22 protein-coding genes are annotated in these 22,043 nt (G+C 72.3%); 16 read left to right on the plus strand and 6 right to left on the minus strand.

Features of this window, described 5'->3' with window-relative positions:
- Positions 1–17 precede the first annotated feature (17 nt).
- From DEJ00_RS04120 to DEJ00_RS04130, 3 genes are read left to right on the plus strand one after another with little or no spacing between them, the layout of a single operon-like run.
- Positions 18–686 carry a hypothetical protein gene (locus tag DEJ00_RS04120; RefSeq protein ID WP_027466829.1) on the plus strand — a complete coding sequence of 223 codons (669 nt, stop codon included), beginning with the start codon at positions 18–20 and terminating at the stop codon, positions 684–686.
- Positions 687–725: 39 nt separating this feature from the next.
- The gene (locus DEJ00_RS04125) at positions 726–2,171 is read left to right on the plus strand and encodes an NAD(P)/FAD-dependent oxidoreductase (RefSeq protein WP_111056513.1); all 1,446 of its coding nucleotides are present in this window, start codon (positions 726–728) and stop codon (positions 2,169–2,171) included.
- A gap of 5 nt (positions 2,172–2,176) precedes the next feature.
- Entirely contained in the window at positions 2,177–2,620 is a 444-nt protein-coding gene (locus DEJ00_RS04130) for an SRPBCC family protein (protein WP_027466826.1), read from the plus strand.
- 135 nt (positions 2,621–2,755) lie between these two features.
- On the opposite strand, the gene DEJ00_RS04135 is transcribed toward DEJ00_RS04130, so the two are convergent.
- The gene (locus tag DEJ00_RS04135; protein WP_111056514.1) at positions 2,756–3,574 is read right to left on the minus strand and encodes a shikimate 5-dehydrogenase; all 819 of its coding nucleotides are present in this window, start codon (positions 3,572–3,574) and stop codon (positions 2,756–2,758) included.
- A gap of 95 nt (positions 3,575–3,669) precedes the next feature.
- Here DEJ00_RS04135 and DEJ00_RS04140 point away from each other — a divergent pair, with 95 nt between their 5' ends.
- From DEJ00_RS04140 to DEJ00_RS04150, 3 genes are all read left to right on the plus strand, one after another.
- A complete protein-coding gene (locus tag DEJ00_RS04140) occupies positions 3,670–4,596 on the plus strand; it encodes an NADP-dependent oxidoreductase (RefSeq protein WP_232749124.1) in 927 nt (308 codons plus the stop codon).
- 98 nt (positions 4,597–4,694) lie between these two features.
- Complete coding sequence (locus DEJ00_RS04145; RefSeq protein WP_027466823.1) at positions 4,695–4,889, plus strand: PspC domain-containing protein; 195 nt, start codon at positions 4,695–4,697, stop codon at positions 4,887–4,889.
- Positions 4,890–4,945: 56 nt separating this feature from the next.
- Positions 4,946–6,352, plus strand: coding sequence for an L-serine ammonia-lyase (locus tag DEJ00_RS04150; protein ID WP_111056515.1), 1,407 nt, complete (start codon positions 4,946–4,948; stop codon positions 6,350–6,352).
- 47 nt (positions 6,353–6,399) lie between these two features.
- On the opposite strand, the gene DEJ00_RS04155 is transcribed toward DEJ00_RS04150, so the two are convergent.
- The 5 genes from DEJ00_RS04155 to DEJ00_RS04175 are packed head-to-tail and all read right to left on the minus strand — an operon-like array spanning position 6,400 to position 11,186.
- Positions 6,400–7,236: a class II fructose-bisphosphate aldolase gene (locus tag DEJ00_RS04155; RefSeq protein ID WP_111056516.1), complete on the minus strand. Its 837-nt coding sequence runs from the start codon at positions 7,234–7,236 to the stop codon at positions 6,400–6,402.
- The gene (locus tag DEJ00_RS04160) at positions 7,233–8,285 is read right to left on the minus strand and encodes a 1-phosphofructokinase family hexose kinase (RefSeq protein ID WP_111056517.1); all 1,053 of its coding nucleotides are present in this window, start codon (positions 8,283–8,285) and stop codon (positions 7,233–7,235) included. Before DEJ00_RS04160 ends, DEJ00_RS04155 begins: the two co-directional genes overlap by 4 nt.
- On the minus strand, positions 8,282–9,400 hold the full coding sequence (gene nagA, locus DEJ00_RS04165) for an N-acetylglucosamine-6-phosphate deacetylase (RefSeq protein WP_111056518.1): 1,119 nt from the start codon (positions 9,398–9,400) through the stop codon (positions 8,282–8,284). Before nagA ends, DEJ00_RS04160 begins: the two co-directional genes overlap by 4 nt.
- On the minus strand, positions 9,397–10,308 hold the full coding sequence (locus tag DEJ00_RS04170; protein ID WP_111056519.1) for an ROK family protein: 912 nt from the start codon (positions 10,306–10,308) through the stop codon (positions 9,397–9,399). The genes nagA and DEJ00_RS04170 overlap by 4 nt, the downstream gene beginning before the upstream one ends.
- Positions 10,308–11,186 (minus strand): SIS domain-containing protein, encoded by an 879-nt coding sequence (locus DEJ00_RS04175; protein WP_111056520.1) that lies wholly within the window; start codon positions 11,184–11,186, stop codon positions 10,308–10,310. Before DEJ00_RS04175 ends, DEJ00_RS04170 begins: the two co-directional genes overlap by 1 nt.
- A gap of 133 nt (positions 11,187–11,319) precedes the next feature.
- Between DEJ00_RS04175 and DEJ00_RS04180 the strand changes: the two genes are divergently transcribed.
- The 10 genes from DEJ00_RS04180 to DEJ00_RS04225 all read left to right on the plus strand — a co-directional run bounded on the left by DEJ00_RS04180 (position 11,320) and on the right by DEJ00_RS04225 (position 21,994).
- Positions 11,320–12,108 carry a DeoR/GlpR family DNA-binding transcription regulator gene (locus DEJ00_RS04180; RefSeq protein WP_027466817.1) on the plus strand — a complete coding sequence of 263 codons (789 nt, stop codon included), beginning with the start codon at positions 11,320–11,322 and terminating at the stop codon, positions 12,106–12,108.
- 147 nt (positions 12,109–12,255) lie between these two features.
- On the plus strand, positions 12,256–13,485 hold the full coding sequence (locus tag DEJ00_RS04185) for a Gfo/Idh/MocA family protein (protein WP_111056521.1): 1,230 nt from the start codon (positions 12,256–12,258) through the stop codon (positions 13,483–13,485).
- 23 nt (positions 13,486–13,508) lie between these two features.
- Entirely contained in the window at positions 13,509–14,834 is a 1,326-nt protein-coding gene (locus DEJ00_RS04190; protein ID WP_111056522.1) for a sugar ABC transporter substrate-binding protein, read from the plus strand.
- A gap of 9 nt (positions 14,835–14,843) precedes the next feature.
- Positions 14,844–15,821 (plus strand): carbohydrate ABC transporter permease, encoded by a 978-nt coding sequence (locus DEJ00_RS04195; RefSeq protein ID WP_111056523.1) that lies wholly within the window; start codon positions 14,844–14,846, stop codon positions 15,819–15,821.
- A complete protein-coding gene (locus DEJ00_RS04200; RefSeq protein WP_071245605.1) occupies positions 15,818–16,678 on the plus strand; it encodes a carbohydrate ABC transporter permease in 861 nt (286 codons plus the stop codon). The genes DEJ00_RS04195 and DEJ00_RS04200 overlap by 4 nt, the downstream gene beginning before the upstream one ends.
- Positions 16,675–17,448 (plus strand): hypothetical protein, encoded by a 774-nt coding sequence (locus DEJ00_RS04205; protein WP_111056524.1) that lies wholly within the window; start codon positions 16,675–16,677, stop codon positions 17,446–17,448. Before DEJ00_RS04200 ends, DEJ00_RS04205 begins: the two co-directional genes overlap by 4 nt.
- 34 nt (positions 17,449–17,482) lie before the next feature.
- Positions 17,483–17,677: a hypothetical protein gene (locus DEJ00_RS04210; RefSeq protein ID WP_017887924.1), complete on the plus strand. Its 195-nt coding sequence runs from the start codon at positions 17,483–17,485 to the stop codon at positions 17,675–17,677.
- 54 nt (positions 17,678–17,731) lie between these two features.
- Entirely contained in the window at positions 17,732–19,417 is a 1,686-nt protein-coding gene (locus DEJ00_RS04215) for a bifunctional 3'-5' exonuclease/DNA polymerase (protein WP_111056525.1), read from the plus strand.
- 43 nt (positions 19,418–19,460) lie between these two features.
- Positions 19,461–20,279 (plus strand): phosphatase PAP2 family protein, encoded by an 819-nt coding sequence (locus DEJ00_RS04220; protein WP_111056526.1) that lies wholly within the window; start codon positions 19,461–19,463, stop codon positions 20,277–20,279.
- Between the two features lie 119 nt (positions 20,280–20,398).
- Positions 20,399–21,994, plus strand: a complete 1,596-nt coding sequence (locus tag DEJ00_RS04225) for a serine/threonine-protein kinase (protein ID WP_111056527.1) — start codon at positions 20,399–20,401, stop codon at positions 21,992–21,994.
- The last annotated feature ends 49 nt before the right edge of the window (positions 21,995–22,043 follow it).

Consider the following 22,043-nt stretch of genomic DNA (forward strand, 5'->3'; position numbering starts at 1 on the left):
GCCGGTATCGTCGGAGCATGGCCTTGTTCGGACGACGCAACCCCGACGTGCGCGATCGACCCATCAGCCAGGTCGAACTGAAGCGGGCGGTCGACGAGGGCTTCCTCATCGCGAAGGCCGCCGTCACCATCGCGGTGGCCAACCGCATCATCACGAACGCCCTGCGTGACCAGGGGTACTTCGACCACGCGCTCATCGCCGAGGCCACGCGCGAGGAACTCCACCGCATGGCCGAGGAACAGCGGGGCGACGCCGCACGCATGCGGGAGATCCGCTCCACCTCGAGCAAGCAGAAGGGCCGTTCCCGCCACCAGCACGACTACCGGCGGGGCGACGACCTGAAGCTCCGGATGCGCGAGGCCACGTACGAGCAGCTCGCCACCATGCTCGACAAGCGGCGCGACGACCAGCACTTCGTCGACGGCATCGTGCTCGCCGCGCGGGCGCGCGCCTGGGACGACATCGGCACCACCGTCGTCGGGCGCCTCGGCTGGGCCCAGCGCCCCGCGGACGACTACGAGATCGGCCGTGACGACCGACTGCAGCAGATGCTCGACGAGGACTTCGCCGAGTTGCTCGCCGAGCACCCCGTCGGATCGACCCCGGTCGACGCCGACGAGCCCGACGACGCCGACGGTGACCAGGACGAGTCGGACCCGGCCGATCCCGACACCTCGCGCACCTGACCGACACCACACGCAGTCACGAGTCCCTAGGCTCGGTGCATGGTTGATGCGGTGGTCGTCGGAGCGGGACCGAACGGGCTCGCGGCAGCGGTGACGCTCGCACGCGCCGGACTGTCGGTCGAGGTCGTCGAACGGAACGACACGATCGGCGGCGGCGCCCGCACGGCCGAGCTCACCCTGCCCGGCTTCCTGCACGACGTCTGCTCCGCCGTGCACCCGATGGCCCTGCAGTCGGAGTTCTTCCGGCTGTTCCGGATGGAGGAGCGCATCGAACTCCGCCTGCCCGAGGTGCAGTACGGCCACCCGCTCGACGGCGGCCGCGCCGGCATCGCCTACCAGGACCTCGACCGCACCGCCGCCGAGCTCGGGGTGGACGGGCCGGCCTTCAAGCAGCTGATGGCCCCGCTGGCGGAGAACGCCGACCAGGTCGCCGACTTCGCGACCGACGCGCTGCTGCACGTGCCGCGGCACCCCCTGACCGTCCTGCGCTTCGGCCTGCGGGCGCTCGAGCAGGGCACCGCCGCGTGGAACCTGCGCTTCCGCGGTGAGGCCGCCCCGGCGATGGTGTCCGGCGTCGCCGCGCACTCGATCCAGCACCTGCCGTCCCTGTCCACCGCGGCGGCGGCACTGTCGCTCGGCTCGTACGCGCACGCCCGCGGCTGGCCGGTGCCGATCGGCGGCAGCCAGGCGATCGTCGACGCGCTCGCCGCCGACCTCGTCGCGCACGGCGGCCGCATCGTCACCGGGCAGGAGGTCCGGTCGCTCGGTGACCTCACCCCGGCGAAGGCGGTGCTGTTCGACACGAGCGTGCCGGGCATGCTCCGGATCGCGGGCAAGCAGATCCCGACCCCGAAGCGCGGTGCGCTGCGTCGCTTCCGGTTCGGCAACGCGGCGGCGAAGGTCGACTTCGCGCTGTCCGACCCGGTGCCGTGGACCAACGAGTCGCTGCGGAAGGCCGGGACCGTCCACATCGGCGGGACCCGCCAGGAGATCGCGGCGGCGGAACGGGCGGTGGCGCACGGGCAGCACGCCGAGCGCCCCTACGTGCTCGGGGCGGAGCCGACCGTGGTGGACCCGACCCGGGCCCCGGCCGGCAAGCACGTCTTCTGGGCCTACGCGCACGTCCCCGCGGGGTCGGACGTCGACCCGACCGAGGCCGTCACCCGCCAGATCGAGCGGTTCGCGCCGGGGTTCCGCGACACGATCCTGTCGTCGAGCTCCCGCACCGCCGTGCAGATGGGCGAGTACAACCCGAACTACGTCGGTGGCGACATCGCCGCCGGTGCCGCGAGCTTCTGGCAGCTCGTCAAGCGCCCCGTCCTGTCCAGCGACCCGTGGCGGATGGGCGGCGGCATGTACCTGTGCTCCGAGTCCTCCGCGCCCGGCCCCGGCGTGCACGGGATGGCCGGGTGGCACGCGGCGAAGAGCGCACTCCGGCACACCTTCGGCCTGCCGGAGGACGTCGACCTCACCCCGGAAGGCTGATCACCATGGCGAAGAACGTCCGCATCCTGCACTGCCGTCCCGAAGCCGTCTTCGACGTGCTCGGCGACGGGTGGCTCTACACGACCTGGGTGGTCGGGGCCTCGCGCATGCGCAAGGAGGAGTCCGGCTGGCCGCAGGTCGGTACCCACCTGCACCACTCGTTCGGCGCGTGGCCGATCGTCATCAACGACGTCACGACGTCGCTGGTGTGGGAGCCGCCGCACCGCATGGTCATCCAGCCGAAGGGCTGGCCCATCGGCGAAGCCCGCGTCGAACTGACGGTCGAACCGCACCGGCACGGCAGCAAGGTCACGATCACCGAGAACGCGGTGGCCGGGCCGGGTTCGTACGTGCCCGACTTCCTCATGCAGCCGCTCATCTGGATCCGCAACCGCGAGACGCTCCGCCGCCTCGAGTGGGTGGCCGTCGGGCGCGCGGCCAACGCCTGAGACGTCCCACGAGACGGACGGGAGGCCCGTGGCGGTGCCGCCACGTCCCTCCCGTCACGGCCGTCGTGCCGCTGGCGCGTCACGCCGGAACCGGAGGGTGGGGCCCACCTCCCGTCCGCCCTGTGGGTGCGTCGACTACTCGGCGCGCGAGAACTCGCTGGCCCGCGCCACCTGGTCGTCGGTCAGGGCGACGCCCGTGTACCGCTCGAACTGGCGCGCCGCCTGCAGGGCGATGACCTCGGCGCCGGTGATGACGTGCTTGCCGGCGTCCCGGCCTGCCCGCACGAGCGGGGTCTCCGACGGGAACGCGACCACGTCGAAGACGGTGTGCGCTGCCTCGATCCGTTCCGGCGCGAAGGCGAGTGCGTCCTGCTGGTCGCCGCGCATGCCGAGCGGGGTGACGTTGACGACCAGGTCGGTCTCCCCCGCCTCGTGCTCGTCGGCCACCCAGTCGTACCCGTACTGCGATGCGAGGGCCGGGCCGGTCTGCTCGTTGCGGGCGACGACCGTCAACCGGTCGAAGCCGGCACCGCGGAACGCCGCCGTGACGGCCTTGGCCATGCCGCCCGAGCCGCGGAGCAGCACGCGCGAAGCCGGGTCGACCTCGTGGGACCCGAGCAGGGCGGCGATCGCCTCGTAGTCGGTGTTCGACGCGGTGAGCACGCCGTCGTCGTTCACGACCGTGTTGACCGACTGGATCGCGGCGGCGGAGTCCTCGATGTGGTCGACCAGCGGGATGATCGCCTCCTTGAAGGGCATCGACACGGAGCAACCGCGGATCCCGAGCGCACGGATGCCGGCGACGGCGCCGGGCAGGTCGGTCGTGGTGAACGCCTTGTACAGGAAGTTGAGGCCGAGCTCGTCGTACAGGTAGTTGTGGAACCGGGTGCCGATGTTGCTCGGTCGCGCGGCCAGCGACATGCAGACCTGCATGTCCTTGTTCAGGATGGGCATGCCCCCAGTCTCGCACCCTCTCCGTTTCGCGTCCTCGCAGGGATGGAGCGGTCCACGCAGACCGGGTGCCGCGCGCCGGGGTAGCGTCGGTGCCGATGACTGAGATCCCGGAGACCATGCGCGCTGTCCGCTTCGACGAGTGGGGTGACCGATCGGTCCTGCACGTCGCCGAGGTGCCCGTTCCCGAGGTGACGCCCGGGCGGGTGCTCGTCCGCGTCCGCGCCGCGGGCATCAACCCCGGTGAGTCCGCCATCCGCCAGGGCGCGTTCGGCGGCGACCTGCCGTCCGGGCAGGGCACCGACTTCGCCGGCATCGTGGTGGCCGTCGGGGCCGAGGTCGACGGCGTCGACGAGGGCGAAGAGGTCATCGGCTGGTCGTGGGATCGCGCGAGCCAGGCCGAGTACGTCTCGGTGCCGGCCGTCCAGGTCGTCCAGAAGCCACGCCTGCTCGACTGGACCGTGGCGGGTGGCCTCGACGTCATCGCGACCACCGCGGCCGCAGCCGTCCGCGCGGTCGATCCGCGTCCGGGCGAGACCGTCGTGGTGTCCGGCGCCGCGGGCGGGGTCGGCGGCTTCGTCACCCAGCTGCTCGCGAACGAGGGCATCGACGTCATCGCCGTCGCGTCCGAGGCGAACCACGAGTGGCTCCGTTCCAAGCGTGCACGGCCGGTCGCGTACGGCGACGGGCTGCAGGAGCGCATCACCGAACTCGCGACGAACGGCGTCGACGCCGTGATCGACACCCACGGTGCCGAGTACGTCCGGCTCGGCATCGCCCTCGGGGTGCCGGTCGACCGCATCGAGACGATCATCGCGTTCGACGAGGCCGCCGAGGTCGGGGCGAAGGCCTCGGGCAGCGCGGACACCGCCGACCCGGAGATCCTCGGGGCGCTCGCCCTCGAGGTCGCGAACGGCGCGATCGAGGTGCCCGTCGCCGCGACCTACCCACTCGACCGCGTGCAGGACGCCTTCGAGGAGCTCGAGCAGGGCCACACCCGCGGCAAGATCGTCCTCATCCCCTGATCCCAGCGCCGCTCAGGGCCGGTCCGGGGGTTTCCCCCACCACGCTCGGGGTGCGTCCCGGATGCGCGCGACCGGCGGCGTTGCGTAGCGTCGTCGGTATGAGCACACTCTCCCGTCCCCGCAACGGTCGTCTGCTGGCCGGCGTCTGCGCCGGTCTCGCCGACCGCTTCAACCTGTCGCGCACCCTGGTCCGGGTGGTCTGGGTCATCCTGAGCTTCTTCCCCGGGCCGCTGTGGATCGCGTACGTCGTGCTGTGGTTCGTGATGCCGCCCGAGGGTGGTCGGCGGCGCTGAGCGGTCGGGGTCGCGGCGCTGAGCACCGGTCCGTCCGGACGGGTTAGTGTGGCGGCGTGCCGGTCTCCGTCTTCGATCTGTTCAGCGTCGGTGTCGGCCCCTCGAGCTCGCACACCGTCGGCCCGATGCGGGCCGGTGCCGAGTTCGCCACCCTCGTCCGTGGCCTGCCCGTCACGTCCGTGGTGGTCGACCTGTACGGGTCCCTCGCGTCGACCGGCCAGGGTCACGGCACCCCCGGTGCCGTGGTCGCCGGGCTCATGGGGTCACACCCGGAGACCGTCGACCCCGATGCCATGGTCCTCGCGCTCGACGCCGTGGAACGCAACGGTGTCCTGCGGCTCGACGGCGGTGCGAGCGTGCCGTTCCGCCTCGCCGACATCGTCCTGCACCCCCTGACGATGCTCCCCCGGCACCCGAACGCCATGCGGCTGCGTGCCCGTGACGCCAACGGGACCGATCTGGCCGACGAGACCTACTACTCGATCGGTGGCGGGTTCATCGCGCGGGACGAGGCAGCCGAGCCCGCGGCGGACGCGTCGGCTGCCGTCGCCGGTGCCGCGATCCCGGTCGACGACGCCGTGCCCCACCCGTTCTCGAGCGGCGCCGAGCTGCTCGCCGCGTGTGCCGGTTCAGGCCTGCCGATCAGCGGCGTCGCCCTGGCGAACGAGGCCGTCACCCGGACGGACGCCGAGATCCGGTCCGGACTGCTGGGCATCCACGGCGTCATGGAGTCGTGCGTCGACCGTTCCGTCCGCAGAGGTGGGTGCCTGCCCGGTGGGCTCGACGTCCGCCGTCGCGCGGCCACCTGGCACGAGCAGCTCACCCGCGAAGACCCCGACCACGACCCGCTCTTCGCGATGGAGTGGGTGAACCTCGTCGCCATGGCGGTCAACGAGGAGAACGCCACCGGAGGCCGCGTCGTCACCGCCCCGACGAACGGCGCAGCCGGCATCATCCCCGCGGTCCTGTACTACGCGCTCACCTACGTGCCCACGGTCGCCGACGCCCCCGCCGCCGAACGGGACGACGCCGTCGTGCGGTTCCTGCTCACCGCCGGGGCGATCGGGTCGATCTACAAGGAACGGGCGTCGATCTCCGGCGCCGAGGTCGGCTGCCAGGGCGAGGTCGGATCCGCGGCGTCGATGGCGGCTGCGGGGCTCGCCGAGGTCCTCGGGGGCACGCCGGAGCAGGTCGAGAACGCCGCCGAGATCGCGATGGAGCACAACCTCGGGCTGACCTGCGACCCGATCGGCGGTCTGGTGCAGATCCCGTGCATCGAGCGGAACGCGATCGCGGCGAACAAGGCGATCAACGCCGCCCGGATGGCCCTGCGCGGCGACGGGGTGCACCACGTGTCGCTCGACCAGGTCGTCGAGACGATGCGGCAGACCGGGGCGGACATGTCGTCGAAGTACAAGGAGACCGCGATGGGCGGGCTCGCGGTGAACGTCCCGCTCTGCTGAGCGTCGCGGTCGCGCTGCTCGTTCGCTTCGTCTGCTCCGCTCGCGCGTCAGGCGTGCAGGAGCGTCAGCAGTCGCGCCGTCTCGGTGGCGATGGCGTCCCGGCCCGCCGACACGTACTTGCGCGGGTCGACGACGTCCGGCCGCTCGTCGAGCACGGTGCGGAGCGCACGGGTGAAGAGGCCGTTCAGGTGCGTCGAGATGTTGATCTTCGTCATCCCCGCGTGCACGGCGCCGCGGAGTTCGTCGTCGGACAGGCCCGAGGACCCGTGCAGCACGAGCGGCACCGGCACCGCGGCACGGAGGCGCTCGACCAGGTCGCGGTCCACCGAGGCCTCGCGGGTCTGCATCGCGTGCGAGGTCCCCACCGCGACCGCCAGGGCATCGACCCCGGTGTCCGCCACGAACGCGGCGGCGTCGGTCGGATCGGTGCGGACGCCGGGCGCGTGCACGCCGTCCTTGCCGCCGACCTCGCCGAGCTCGGCCTCGATCGCGACACCCGCGGCGTGACACCGCGCGGCGAGCTCGCGGGTCGCTGCCACGTTGGCGGCGAAGTCCAGGTGCGAACCGTCGTACATGACCGAGTCGACGCCCAGGTCGACGCCGGCCGCCACCAGCTCGGGGTCCTCGATGTGGTCGAGGTGCACGAGGACCTCGACGTCGGCGGCACGTGCGACCGCCTGCGTCGCGGTCGTGATCGGTGCGAGGCCGCCGTGGTACCGGACGCAGTTCTCGCTGATCTGCAGGATCACCGGCAGCCCGGCCAGCTCGGCGCCGGAGACGATCGCCTCGGCGTGCTCGAGCAGCACCACGTTGAACGCACCGACCCCGCGGCGTGCCGTGCGGGCGGTGTCGAGCAGGCCGGTGAGGGCGAGGTCGGTGATCATGCGGGGGTCCTCGTTCGGTCGTGGGCGGGAGCGGGCGGGGTGGACAGGAAGCGGTGGACGTCTGCCGGGTCGACCGCGCCGGCCACCGGCTGGAGGACGGCCGCGGCCCCGTGTGCGGCGGCGGACCGCAGGGCTCGGAGCAGGGTGGCGTCGTCGAGGGCCCGGACGCTGCCGTCGGACGAGGGGAGACCGGCACCGACGAGCACCTCGACGAGGACACCGACGAGGCCGGCGGTGGCTGCGTCACCGGCGCCGGTCGGGTTGCCCGAGACTCCGGGGACCGCCGGCACCTCGAGCACGTGCTCGGCGGTGTGGGCGGCGATGCCGTCGGATCCGCGGGACACGACGACGACTGTCGCGCCGAGTCCGAGGAGCCGGAGTGCCCCGGAGCGCTCGTCGTCGGTGCCCGTGGCCTCGAGCAGTTCCTCGCGGTTGGGCTTGCAGACCGTCGCCCCGGCCGAGGCGGCCGCCAGCAGCGCGGTGCCCGAGCAGTCGACCACCGAGAGCACACCGCGGTGGCGAGCGGCGGTGACCCAGCGGGCGACGACCGCGGGATCGGAGTCGCGGGGCAGCGAGCCCGACACGACCAGGGCGGCTGCGGGCGGGGCACCGGCGGCACCGACGGCGCCGCCGGCACCGCCGGCACCGCCAGTACGGCCGACATCGCCGTCGAGCAGTGTCTCGACCGCTGCGGTGACCGTGTCCCACTCGTCGGGGCTGAGCACGGGTCCGGGCTCGCCGAACATCGTCGGGTGGGCGAGGTCGTCCACCACCGTCACGGTCGTGCGGGTCTCGCCACGGACGGCGACGTCGGTGTGGATGAGCCCGAGGCCGTCGAGGGCGTGGGCGATCCAGCGTCCGCCGTCGCCGCCGAGGGGCAGCACGGCATGGGTCGGCACGCCGGTGGCGGCGAGGACCCGCCCGACGTTGAGGCCCTTGCCGCCGGGGCGCCGCTGGACCTCGAGCACGCGCTGGGTCTCGCCGATGCGCTGTTCGGCGACCCGGTAGGTCACGTCGACGGCCGGGTTCGGGGTGACGACGAGGATCATGCGACCACCGCCGTCGGCAGGGCTCGGACGCTGCCGTGGTCCGGGTCGAGCACGACCAGGTCGGCGGGGGCGCCCACGCTGAGCGGTGCCGGGGCCCCGAGCAGGCGTGCCGCACGCCCCGCGGACGCCGCGACGACCTCGGGCAGGGCGGTCCCGGCGTCGAGCAGGCGGCGGACGGCGTCGGCGACCGTGATCGTGCTGCCCGCCAGCGACGAACCGTCGGCGAGCACGGCGAGCCCGTCGCGGACGGTCACCGCCGATCCGGCCACCGAGTACGTGCCGTCGGGGCAGCCGGTCGCAGCCATGGCGTCGGAGACCAGGACCATCCGGCCCGGAGCACTGCGCTGCACGAGGGTGACCGTCACGGGATCGAGGTGGTGGCCGTCGACGATGCACTCGAGCAGCACGCGGTCGTCGGAGAGCGCGACCCCGACCGGCCCGGGCGCACGGTGGTGCAGCGGGGGCATCCCGTTGAACAGGTGGGTGACGAGCGAGGCTCCGGCGTCGACCGCGCGGCGGGTCTGCTCGGCGGTGGCGTCGGTGTGGCCGATGGCGACGACGACCCCGGCTTCGACGAAACGGGCGACGGCCTCGAGTGCACCCGGGAGCTCCGGCGCGAGCGTGACGATCCGCAGGGCGCCACCCGCGGCGTCGCAGTAGGCGTCGACCTCGGCGGGGTCCGGAGCGTGCAGCAGGTCCACGCGGTGCGCCCCGCGACGGGCGGGCGCGAGCCACGGCCCCTCCAGGTGCAGCCCGGCGAGCGTGCCGTCCGCGACGAGTGGCCGGAGCCGGGTGAGGGCCGCCACGGTGTCCGCGCGCTCGCCCGTGGCGATGGACCCGACCAGGGTGGTCGTGCCCCGTGACCGGTGGTGCCCGGCGGCGACACGGGCATCCTCGGCGGAGCACCTGGCGAAGTCGTGCCCGAGCGCCCCGTGGGCGTGCAGGTCGACGAACCCGGGCACGACCACACCGTCGACGGTGACGGCGGTGTCCGTGCGCATCGGGGACCCGGTGCCGGTCGCCAGAACGGTGTCGTCGTCACCGATGACGAGCCAGCCGTCGTGCAGGTCTGCCTGGGCCGTGACGATGCGATGGGCCCGGACGAGGGTGGTCACAGCAGGACCCCGGTCTCGGTCTCGAGCAGCGCGCGTGCGAGGAGCCCCGCTCCGATGGCGCCGGCTGCGTCGCCGTGCCGGGCGGGGACGATGACGGGGACACGGACGCCCTGCAGACGCTCCGAGACGGCGTCGCGCAGCGGGTCGAGCAGGAGCGGGCCCGACTCCGCGAGTCCCCCGCCGACGATGATGGTGTGGACCCCGGCGACCGCGGTGGTCCAGGCGAGTGCGTCGGCCAGGACCGCGACGCAGTCGTCCCAGACCGCACGGGCAGCGGGGTCGCCCTGGCGGACCAGGAGCATGGCGGCGTGAGCGGTCGGCACGCCGGAACGACGTGCGACTCCCCCGGCGGACGCGATCTCCTCGACGCGGTGGCCCACGTGCGGACCGGCCTGGATCCGGACCTGTCCGATCTCCCCCGCCCAGCCACCGCCGGACACGACGGCGCCGTCGACCACCAGGGCGCTCGCGAGGCCGGTGCCGACCGGCACGAACGAGACCGACCCCCGCGAGAGCGCCGGATCGCCGGCCCGGACCTCGGCCAGGGCGCCGGCGCGGACGTCGTGGCCGAAGGCGATCGGTACGTCGATCCCCTGCCGCAGGAGCTCGGCGCGGACGAGGTCACGCACCGGGACGTCGCGCCACCCGAGGTTGACGGACAGGTCCACGGTGCCGCGGGTCTCGTCGACGACGCCGGGGGTCACCACCCCGACGGCTCCGAGCTGCGCCCGTCGCGTGGCCTGTGCGGCCAGTCCGGCGACGACGGAGGCGAGGCGCTCGGCGCCCGGGTCGTCGCGCGGCGTCGGTACCCGGGTCTCGTCGAGGACGAGTCCGTCGGCGGTCGTCAGCCGGGTCTTGATGCCCGTGCCGCCGACGTCGACCCCGAGCACCGCGCCTGCGCCGCCCATCAGGTGAGGATGACCGACCGGGTGAGCGACCGGGGGTTGTCCGGGTCGAGCCCGCGTCCCTCGGCCAGGGCGACGGCGAACCGGTGCACGACGACGAGTCCGGCGATCGGGTCGAGGTCGTGGTGGACGAAGCGGGCGCCGGTGGCGGCGACCTCGTCGGCCAGTCCGTCGGGCGCAGTACCGAGCGACCAGACGAGCCGTCCGGGCTGGGCGATCGCGATGGGACCGTGCCGGTAGTCCATCGCCGGGTAGGACTCGGCCCAGAACTGTGCGGCCTCACGCGTCTTGAGCGCGGCTTCGAACGTCAGGCCGACGGCGGACCCACGACCGACGAACGAGACCTGCTCGGCGTCGAGCAGGTCGTCGATGGGCACCGTCAGTGCGGTCTCGGCCTGGTCTGCGAGCGCGTCGACGTCGTCACCGATGGAGGCCCGCAGCAGTGCGAGCGTCGTGGTGGCGAAGCGGGTCTGGACGACCGAGCGCTCGTCGGCGAACGGCAGGGCGATCACCTGGTCGGCGACGGCCGCGGCGGGGCTGTCGGCGACGGCCGTGATCAGGACGGTCCGCTGCGACGGCAGGGCCTGCAGCAGGTCGACGATCTCGGTCGTCGTGCCCGAGCGGCTGATCATGAGCACGCGGTCGTACTCGCGGGACGCGGGGTACTCGGACCCGGCGAAGGCATCGGTCACGCCGAGGCCCGCCTGCTCACGGGCGACGGCGTAGCTCATGGCGATGAACCAGCTCGTGCCGCAGCCGATCACGGCCACGCGTTCGCCCGGCTGGGGGAGCGCATCGGCGAAGGTCGGCAGGAGCGCGGCGGCTGCCCGCCAGGTCTCCGGCTGCGAGGCCAGTTCAGCGCTCACGAAGGTGTCGGTCATGGGGGCCTTCCGGGTCCGGATCGATCCGGGTGATCGATGATCAGGAAGCGTAGCGAGCGATCGTGCGCAAGGGAAGGGCAAAACGTCATTTCCGATCACCGGGCGACGGTGGTGACGCCGTAGGATGACCGTCATGACCCCCCAACAGCGGCTGAACGCCCTGCTCGAACTGGTGAGTGAACGCGGCAACGTGTCGATCGCCGAGATCGGGGAGCTGCTCGGGATCTCCGCCGCGACGGCTCGCCGTGACCTCGCGACCCTCGCCGACCAGCGGCTCGTCACGCGCACGCACGGGGGAGCGGCAGCACTCGGGGCCGGGTACGAGCTCCCGCTGCAGTACAAGATCGCCCGGCAGGCCGAGGCCAAGACGGCGATCGCCCGCGCGGCCGCCCGGTTGGTGCAGCCGGGGGAGACCGTCGGGCTCAACGGCGGGACGACCACGACCGAGGTCGCGCGTGAACTCGGCAAGAGCGAGCGGTTCATCCGCGCCGACGGCGAGTTCGGCATCACGATCGTGACGAACGCCCTGAATGTCGGGTACGAGCTGTCCGTCCGCGCCAACGTGAAGATCGTGGTCACCGGTGGTGTGGCGCGGCGGCAGTCCTACGAGCTCGTCGGGCCGCTCGTCAGGGACACCCTCGACGAGTTCGCCCTCGACCTCGTGGTGCTCGGTGTCGACGGGCTCACCGGCCAGTACGGCGCGACGACCATGCACGAGGGCGAGGCCGAGGTCAGCCGCCACTTCGCCTCGGTCGGGCGACGGGTCGTCGTGGTCGCCGACTCGACCAAGATCGAGCGGTCGACCTTCGCCCGGATCTGCCCGCTCGACCGCATCGACGTCCTGGTCACCGACCAGCCGGTGCCGGCCTCGTTCGCCGCCGACCTGGCCAGCGCAGGCGTGGAGCTCGTCGTCGCTGACTGAGCGCCCCCTGCGACCACCCCGGAACGGTCCGGACGTTTCGATCGTGTAAAACCCTCCCCGGCACGGATGCGTGAGCGATCTGTGAGCGCCTATTGTGCATTCATGATCGATTCGGCATCATGGGCGTCACATTCACGCAAGGGAGCGATGAGCATGGGCGCTGACAACGCAGGACTCCGCGTCGCGGTGATCGGGATGGGCCAGCGGTCCGCCATCGCGCGGCACGTGACCGAGGCAACGGCCGACGACCCGTCGCTGCAGGCCCGGGTCGTGGCCGTCGCGGACGTCACCGCGGCCGGCCGGGCCCGCGGGCACGACGAGTACCCGGACGCCCTGGTGGTCGAACACCACCGTGACCTCACCGGTCACGTCGACGCGGCCATCGTCACCACGCCGGACTGGACCCACGCCGAGATCGCGATCGACCTGCTCCGCGCGGGCATCGCCGTCTACCTCGAGAAGCCGCTGGCCATCACGGTCGAGGACGCCGACGCCGTCCTGAACACCGCGGCGGAGACCGGGACGCCGCTGTACGTCGGGCACAACTTCCGGCACGCCGCCGTCGTCCGCCTGATGCGCGAGATCGTCGACCGCGGCGAGATCGGTCAGGTCAAGGCCGTCTGGTGCCGGCACTTCGTCGGCAACGGGGGCGACTACTACTTCAAGGACTGGCACGCCGACCGCAGCAAGGTGAACTCCCTGCTCCTGCAGAAGGCGAGCCACGACCTCGACGTCATCCACGCGCTCGGCGGGGGTGACACCGCCCGGGTCGTCGGGATGGGCTCGCTGTCGGTCTACGGCGACGTCACCGACCGGCGCGACCGCAGCGGCGAGCTCATGGGGGACTGGTTCTCCCACGACAACTGGCCGCCGCTCGCCCAGACCGGGCTGAACCCCGTCGTCGACGTCGAGGACGTCTCGATGGTGATGATGACGCTCGACAACGGGGTGCAGGCCAGCTACGAGCAGTGCCACTTCACCCCGGACTACTGGCGGAACTACACCGTCATCGGCACCGAAGGACGCCTCGAGAACATCGGTGACACCGGTGGTGGCGTCGTGAAGGTCTGGACGCACCGCCGGGGTTGGGACACCGCGGGGGACCGCGAGTACCCGATCGACGGCGTCGAGGACGGTCACGCCGATGCCGACCTGCTCACCATGACCGAGTTCCTGCGGTCCGTCGCGTTCGGCGAACCGTCGGAGCTCTCCCCGATCGCGGCCCGTGCCGCGGTCGCCGCCGGCGCGCTGGCCACGCGCTCGCTCCGCAACGGGTCCGTCCCCATCGACGTCCCCCCACTGCCGGCCGACACCATCGCGCACTTCACCCGCTCCGCCCCCTCCACCCCGCATCCCGCCCAGACCGTCGGTTCCTGACGGCCGTGCGAAAGGACACCCCGATGACCGCACACATGCCCACCCGAGGAACCGGCGTGCGCCGCGTCCTCCTCGGCGCCGTCGCCGCACTCGGCGCGGCCGCACTCCTGGCCGGCTGCTCCTCGTCGTCCGGAGCGTCCGGCTCCGGTGGCGACTACGAAGCCGCGCCGAAGGACACCAAGGCGTCCCTGACCTACGCCGTCTGGGACGAGAACCAGGTCAAGGCCATCAAGGCCAACCTGAAGGGCTTCAACGAGGAGTACCCGGACATCAAGGTGAGCGTCGACGTCACGCCGTTCGCCAACTACTGGACGAAGCTGCAGACCCAGGGCTCGAGCAACACCCTGCCCGACCTGTTCTGGATGAACGGCCCGAACTTCCAGCTGTACGCGGCCAACGGCAAGCTCGCGCCGATCACCGGCGAGGTCGAGTCGGGTGACATCGACGCGTCGAAGTACTCGAGCGCACTCAACGACCTGTACACGTACGACGACACCCAGTACGGCGTACCGAAGGACTTCGACACCATCGGCGTCTGGGTGAACAAGTCGCTGTTCGAGCAGGCCGGCATGGACCTGCCGTCCAAGGACTGGACCTGGGACGACTTCCAGCGGACCGGCGCCGAGCTGTCCGAGAAGCTGCAGGCGAAGGGCGCCTACGGCGCAGCCGGTGGCATGGACGGCCAGACGACGTACTACAACACCATCCTGCAGGCCGGGGGATCGGTCGTGAACGCGGACGGCACCGAGTCCGAGTACGCCACGAAGGCCTCCGAGGACGGCCTGCAGTTCTGGACCGACCTGATCGACTCGGGGGCATCGCCCTCGATCAAGCAGCTCACCGACACCACGGCCGACCAGTGGTTCACCTCGGGCAAGCTCGCGATGTACCAGGGCGGCAGTTGGTTCCGCTCCGCGCTGACCGGCACCGAGCTCGAGAAGGACGTCGTCGCCTACCCGCTGCCCAAGGGCAAGGAGCAGGCGACCGTCATCCACGGGGTCTCGAACGTCGTGTCCGAGGCGAGCAAGGACAAGGCAGCCGCCCAGGCGCTGCAGGTCTACCTCGCGGGCAAGACGGCCCAGCAGCAGCAGGGCGACATGGGTGCGGTCATCCCGGCGTACGAGGGCACGCAGAGTGCCTTCACGAAGACGATGCCCGACGCCGACCTGCAGGTGTTCCTCGACGCGGTGGACTACGCGAAGCCGCTGCCGGTGTCGAAGAACACGGCCGCCTGGAACACCCTCGAGACCACCCTGCTGCCGAGCGCCTTCGACGGGTCGAAGCCCGTCGACCAGGTGGCAGAGGACCTCGCACAGAAGATGGACGCCGCCCTCGCCAAGGAAAAGTAGGACCCGCGCGTGACGATCAACACCGAGCGGCCCCCGGCCGCAGCCACCCCCGCCCGGACGACACGTTCGTCCGGGCGGGGTGCCCCCGCGCCGCGCGCCGACGGCGGCCGAGCGCCACGACGGACCGACGGCTGGTGGCCGTGGCTCTTCGTGCTCCCGTTGCTCGTCGGCGTCGGCACCTTCTACATCTGGCCGATCATCCAGACGTTCTGGTACTCGTTCACCAGCTGGGGCGTCTTCGGGGGCGCCACGTTCACCGGCGTCGCCAACTACGTCCGACTCGTCGGTGACCCGCAGCTCTACCAGTCACTGCTCAACACGGTGATCTACACCGTGATCGTCCTCGCCGGGATCCCGATCGCGGTGTGGCTCGCCAGTCTGCTGAACACCCCGGGGCTGCGGTTCGCCCAGTTCTACCGGGTGCTCTTCTTCCTGCCGTACGTGGCCATGCCAGCGGCGATCGCCCTGGTCTGGCGCATCATGTACAACGGCGACTTCGGCATCGTGAACTGGTTCCTCGGGAACTTCGGCATCGACGGCCCGTACTGGATCTCGACCCCCGGCTTCGCGCTGATCGCGGTGAGCCTGGTCGGCCTCTGGTCGTCCCTCGGGTTCTCGATGATCATCCTCGGCGCCGGGCTCAAGGACATCCCGCCGGAACTCTACGAGGCCGCGGAACTCGACGGCGCGAGCCGGTGGCGGCAGTTCCGCTCGGTCACCGTGCCGTTGCTCAGCCCGAGCATCTTCTTCGTGGTGATCGTCACGACGATCTCGAGCTTCCAGCTGTTCGACCTGCTGTACGCGATCCTCGGCAGCACCAACCCGGTGATCCCGAAGACGATGTCGCTCGTCTTCTACTTCTACAGTGCCGGGTTCATCGACAACGACAAGGGCTTCGCGGCCGCGATCGCGATGGTGATCTTCCTGCTCATCGGCATCGTCACGCTCGTGCAGTTCCGCGTCCAACGGAAGTGGGTGCAGGGATGACCGCCACCGTCACACCGCCTCGGACCGCGCGTCGGCCCGGCCGACGCGGCGGCAGCCACTGGTGGATCCACGTCGTGCTCGGCATCGGCGGGTTCGCGATGGCGTTCCCGTTCCTGTGGCAGATCATCATGTCGCTCTCCACGAACGCGCAGGTGCAGTCCGTCACGCCGGTCTTCTGGCCGGGGGAGCTGCAGTGGCAGAACTACGCGCAGGTCTTTGAACGCCTGCCGTTCCTCAGCCAGCTCGGCACGTCGGTGTACGTCACGATCATCCGCACGCTCGCGCAGATCGTCCTGTGCACGCTCGCCGGGTACGCCTTCGCCCGGATGCGGTTCCGCGGTCGGGCAGCCCTGCTCGCGATCGTGCTGTCGATCCTGCTCGTGCCCTCGCAGGTCTACCTGATCTCGCAGTACCAGATCGTGCAGGGGCTCGGCTGGCTCGACACCCTGATGGGGATCGTCGCACCCGGGCTGTTCAGCGCCTTCGGCACGTTCCTGATGCGGACCGCGTTCCTGAACATGCCGCCCGAGCTCGAGGAGGCAGCGCGGATGGACGGTGCGAACCCGTTCCAGACGTTCTGGCGGATCATGCTGCCCCTGGCCCGACCCTCGATCAGCGTGCTCGCGATCACGACCGTGCTGTGGTCGTGGAACGAGCTGCTCTGGCCGCTCGTGGTCTCCACCCGCGCCGAGGACATGCCGCTCGCCGCCGGCCTCGCGACGCTGTCGAGCGACCGCACGATCGACTACCCGGTGCTGATGGCCGCCAGCCTGATGGCGATGGCGCCGGTGCTCATCATGTTCGTCGTGCTGCAGCGTCGGGTGATGGACGGGCTCGCGTCGTCCGGTCTGAAGTGACCACCGTGACCCCCGGCCGGGAGGCCCGTCCCGCGTCCGTCGCGGTCTTCGCCGCCGCCGTGGGGTCACCGGACGACTCCGCGACGGTGGCGGCCGCACTGGCCGCCACCGTCGCCGACGTCGGGTCCGCGGAGCGGGACGCGAGGCTGGTGGCGGCGCTCCGCGCCGCGGTGCCGGAAACCGCCGATGCCCTCGCGGAGCGTGGGCTCCCGCGCGCGCTCGCCGAGGCATCCGTCGCCGACGTCGACCGCAAGCTCGCACGCTACGGGCTGCACGGCACCGGGGTCGAGTGGCTCGTCGCCGTGGTGACCGGGCGTGTGGTGGCCGTGGGGCGCCTCCAGTTCGAACTCGGCGACCACCTGGCGGACGGCACGCCGGCCTGGGGTGTGCACATACCGGAGACCGGGCCGCTCGACCCGGTGGCCTGCGACCGCTCGTTCGCCCGCGCACCCGAGGTCCTGCGCGGCTTCGCGCCGCAGCTCGCTGCGGACCGTTGGCAGTGCCGCTCCTGGATGCTCGATCCGGGCCTGCCGGCCGCGCTCGGCCCCGATGCCAACCTCGTGCGCTTCGCCCGGCGCTTCCGTCTCGTCCCGCCGGGGGAGCACGATGCGACCGAGGGGGACGCCAGCGTCGCGAAGTTCGTCTTCGGGGTGCCGCTGGCCACCGCACGGTCCGCGGCGCCGTCCGGTCGGTTGCGCGCGGCGGTGCTCGACCGGTGGGCGAGCGGTGGGCACTGGACCGAGCGGACCGGCACGGCACCGGTCGCGTGACCGTCCGCAGCTGCGGCCGCGTACCGTGCACGGCATGACGAAGCCCGACCACGACCACCTCGACGACGGCGTCGACATGACGTTCGAGGAACGCCGACAGGACACGTTCCGTCGCATGTCCGGATCCGATGAGCACGACGCCGACCCGCGGGTCGAGGTCTCCCGTGCCGAGGACGGCGACGTCCGCATCGACGTCGCCGACACCGCGGCGGTCCGACCCGGCGAGTGACACCCGTTCCGGCCCTGGTCCGCCGGGGTCGGTGGGGCACGGCATGATCGTGTCGTGCACCTCGTCCTCCGCCGCGTCGACGGCGGCGTCCTCGCGACGCCCCTGACCGACGCGGGGACCGCCGGAGGTGAGCCGATCCACCTGGACGAGCCGGGCCTCCCGGCCTTCGTCGCGGCCCACGACGCACCGGGCGTGCGCTGGGTGTGGGACGACGCCGCCCGCTGGTACCCGGCCGTGCTCGCCGCTGGCGGGCGAGTCGGACGCTGCGTCGACCTGCGCCTCGGTCGTCGTGTCCTGCGGGCTGCGCTCGCGGCACGGGGATCCGCGCTCGCCGCTCGGCCGGCCGACGCCCTGGACGCCCCGGTCGCGGAACCCCGCGTGGTCCGGCCGACGCAGGCCCAGCTCTTCGACGACGCCCTGTTCACCGCCGCTGCGCCCGACGACGAGGTCGACCCCGTGGCGGAGTTCCGGGCACAGCTCGCCGCGGTGGCGGGGTCGAGCGCCCCGGGTGCGCTCCGCCTGCTGCTCACCGCGGAGTCGGCCGGTGCGCTCGTGGCGGCCGAGATGCTGCACGCCGGGCTGCCGTGGCGTGCCGACGTGCACGAGCGGCTGCTCGAGGACGCCCTCGGGCCGCGCGTGCCCTACGGCGTTCGACCGCGACGCCTCGAGGAGATCGCCGCCGTCGTGCGCGAGCGCCTCGACGACCCCGGGCTCAACCCGGACTCGCCCGCCGACGTCCTGAAGTCGCTGCGCCGGGCCGGCCTGATGGTCACGAGCACGCGGAAGTGGGAGCTGCAGGAGATCGAGCACCCCGTCATCGAGCCGCTGCTCGAGTACAAGCGCCTGGCGCGACTGCTCACCGCCAACGGCTGGACCTGGCTCGACGACTGGATCCGCGACGGACGGTTCCACCCGAAGTACGTCGTCGGTGGTGTCGTCACCGGGCGCTGGGCGGCCGACGGCGGGGGAGCGATGCAGTTGCCGAAGGGCATCCGCGGCGCGGTCATCGCCGACCCCGGGTGGAAGCTCGTCGTGGCGGACGCCGCGCAGCTGGAGCCCCGGGTGCTCGCCGCGATGTCCGGCGACCGGGCGATGGCCGCGGCCGGCGACGGGCGCGACCTGTACGACGGCGTGGTGGCGTCGGGGGCGGTCGAGACCCGGCAGCAGGCCAAGGTGGCGATGCTCGGTGCGATGTACGGGGCGACCCAGGGCGAGGGCGGTCGGCTCGTGCCACGCCTGGTCCGGGCGTTCCCGCAGGCGCTCGACATGGTGGAGCGGGCCGCGCGTGCGGGGGAGCGCGGCGAGCCGGTGACGACGCTGCTCGGTCGGACGTCACCGGTGCCCGACGACTCGTGGTTCGAGGCCCGGAACCAGGCGTACACGGTCGAGGGGACCCCGGCGATGCAGCGTGCCGTCGAGTCCCGCGCCCGGAGCTGGGGACGGTTCACCCGGAACTTCGTGGTGCAGGGGACCGCGGCCGAGTGGGCACTCGCATGGATGGGTTCCCTGCGGTCGCGGTTGCTCGCGCGGTTCCCCGGAGCCGTGACGGACGGGCCGCACCTGGTGTTCTTCGTGCACGACGAGATCGTGGTGCACGCCCCGGCGGAGCACGCGGAGTGGGTGGCGCAGCAGATCCGGGAGGCCGCCGTCGATGCCGGACGGCTGTTGTTCCAGGACTTCCCGGTGACGTTCCCGCTGTCGGTCGGGGTGGTGGGGGCGTACTCGGAGGCGAAGGACTGAGGCCGCCGGGACGGCTCCCGGCGGCTTCGGGCAGTGTGGACGGATGCACACCGAACACGGGGACGCCGCCGACCGCACCGTCGGCGAAGTCGACCTGACCCGTTGGCGCTCCCGTGCCGGCCGCAGCGTCGCCGGTGCGTGGACCGCGCTCGGCAAGCGCTTCGGCGCCATGCCCGTCCTGCTGCTGACCCTCGCCATCGGCCTGGGCGTCGCCGTCCTCGCCACGTGGATCGCCTCCGAGGTCTACGACGCCGTCCGTGAAGCCGACGACGTCGCGGTGCTCGACCGACCCGTCCTCGACTGGGCGCTCACACTCCGATCACCCACGGCGGACACGCTCGTCACCTGGTGGACCGACATCGCCGGCACGATCGGGATGCCGATCGTCGCGCTCGGGTTCCTGGTCGGCTTCACGATCCAGCGCCGTGCGTTGACGCCACTGGTGCTCCTGGTCGCCGCGAGCGGTGGTTCGCTGCTCATGACGATCGCGGGCAAGGACCTGATCGGTCGCGCCCGTCCGCCGCTGTCCGACGCGGTGCCGCCGTACGAGACGTCGCCGTCGTTCCCGTCGGGGCACACGCTCAACTCCACGGTGATCGTGGGCACCATCGTGTACCTGCTGCTCCTGCGGCAGTCGCGCGTCGTCACCCGGGTGTGGACGATCGTCGTGGGCACCCTGTTCGTGCTGTCGGTCGGGGCGTCGCGGGTGTTCCTCGGGCACCACTGGCTGACCGACGTCCTGGCGGCGTGGGCGCTCGGACTCGCCTGGCTCGCCCTCGTGATCACGGCGCACCGGTTGTACCTGACGGCGCTCCACCACGGTGCCGAGCCCGCGCCGGACGTCGACCGAATCACTTCGTGAGCAGAAGACGTCGGGTCGCTCGCCCGCACCCGACATCTTCTGCTCACGAAGTCGCCAGGGCCCGCGCCGGCGCCCCGAACGGCAGAGCGCCGTCAGCCGCGACCGGTAGGTTGCCGGGCATGGAAGAACGGGTCTTCGGCGGCAGGTACCGCGTCACGGGCACGCTCGGACACGGTGGCATGGCGTCCGTGTACCGGGCGGTCGACGAGCAACTCGGCCGCGAGGTCGCGGTCAAGGTGTTCCGCATCGGCCCCGTCGACCGCGGTGAGCGCGCCCGCGCCGAGGCGGAGATCCAGACCCTCGCGACGCTGCGGGCCCCCGAGCTCGTCACGCTCTACGACGCTGCACTCGACGACGTCGACGGCGACTCGTACCTCGTCATGGAACTCGTGCCGGGCAGTGACCTGGCGACCCGTCTGCGCGAGGGCCCGCTCGACCCCGCGACCGCCGCCCGCCTGGGTGCGCAGGTCGCCGACGGCCTGGCCGCCGTGCACGCGCAGGGGATCGTCCACCGTGACGTGAAGCCCGCGAACGTCCTGCTCGAGAGCGACGGCCGGCACGTCAAGCTCGCCGACTTCGGGATCGCCCTGCTCCGCGACGCCTCACGGGTGACGGGGACGGGGACCGTGATGGGGACGGCCGCGTACCTGGCCCCGGAGCAGGTCCTGGCGAAGGAGATCACCGGCAAGGCCGACGTCTACTCGCTCGGGCTCGTGCTGCTCGAGTGCATGACCGGTCGTCAGCCGTTCCCGGGCAGTGCGGTCGAGTCGGCCACCGCCCGGCTCACCCGTTCGCCCGAGATCGACCGGCAGCTGCCCACGGCCTGGCGCACCCTGCTGCACGTGATGACCGCGCAGGACCCGGCGGAGCGACCGACGGCAGCCGAGGCCGCCGAGCGCCTGCGTGCGCTGGGCCGCGACGAGCCGACGAACGCGACGCAGCTGCTGCCCGGCGCGCCCGGTGCGGTGACGGCCGCGGCTGCCGGCGCTGCAGGTGCCGCGGTCGGTGCCGGTGCCGCCGCGGCGGCGAACGCCGACGACCGGACGCAGGCGATGCCGGCGAGCGAACTGCCGAACGGCGGCGCGCGTCCGGGCGACGACGCCACCCGCGTCCTCGACACCCAGCGCCCGAACCTCGCCGACGACGTCTCGACGACGGTCCTCGGCGCCCAGGCGGCCGACCGCGGCGCATCGGGCCCGAGCGGGCCGACCCCGCCACCGGTCACGCCCCGCCCGGTCCGGGGCGACCAGCCGGAGGACCAGCCGGAGAAGAAGAAGCGCGGACCACTCATCGCCGCGATCATCGTGATCGTCCTGGTGCTCATCGGGATCGGGGTCGCGGTGTTCGCCCTCAACGGCGACGACGACGGCACCCCGGCCCCGACGGACACGACGTCGACCGCGCCGACCGAGCAGCAGCCGTCCGAGGACCCGGGCGAGGAACAGCAGCCGAGCGAACCGGCCGAGCAACAGCCCTCACAGGAGCAGCAGCCGTCGCAGCCCGCCGAGGAACCCAGCGAGCAGCCGAGCGAACCGACCCAGCCGGAACAGCCCACGCAGGACCCGCCCGTCGGCCCGGAACCGAGCACCCCGGCCTCGAACCCCGTGCAGGAGCCGCAGGACGGCACGGGCGCCGCCGACACCGGCGCGGTCGACACCACGTCGGACACCGCTCCCGGCAAGTCCGGCAGCGCCCCGGGGCACAACAAGGGCTGACGACCAACACCGACGACCGGCACTGACACGCCGGGGTTTTCGTCCAGTC

The sequence above is a fragment of the Curtobacterium sp. MCLR17_039 genome (assembly GCF_003234745.1).
Lineage (GTDB): Bacteria > Actinomycetota > Actinomycetes > Actinomycetales > Microbacteriaceae > Curtobacterium > Curtobacterium flaccumfaciens.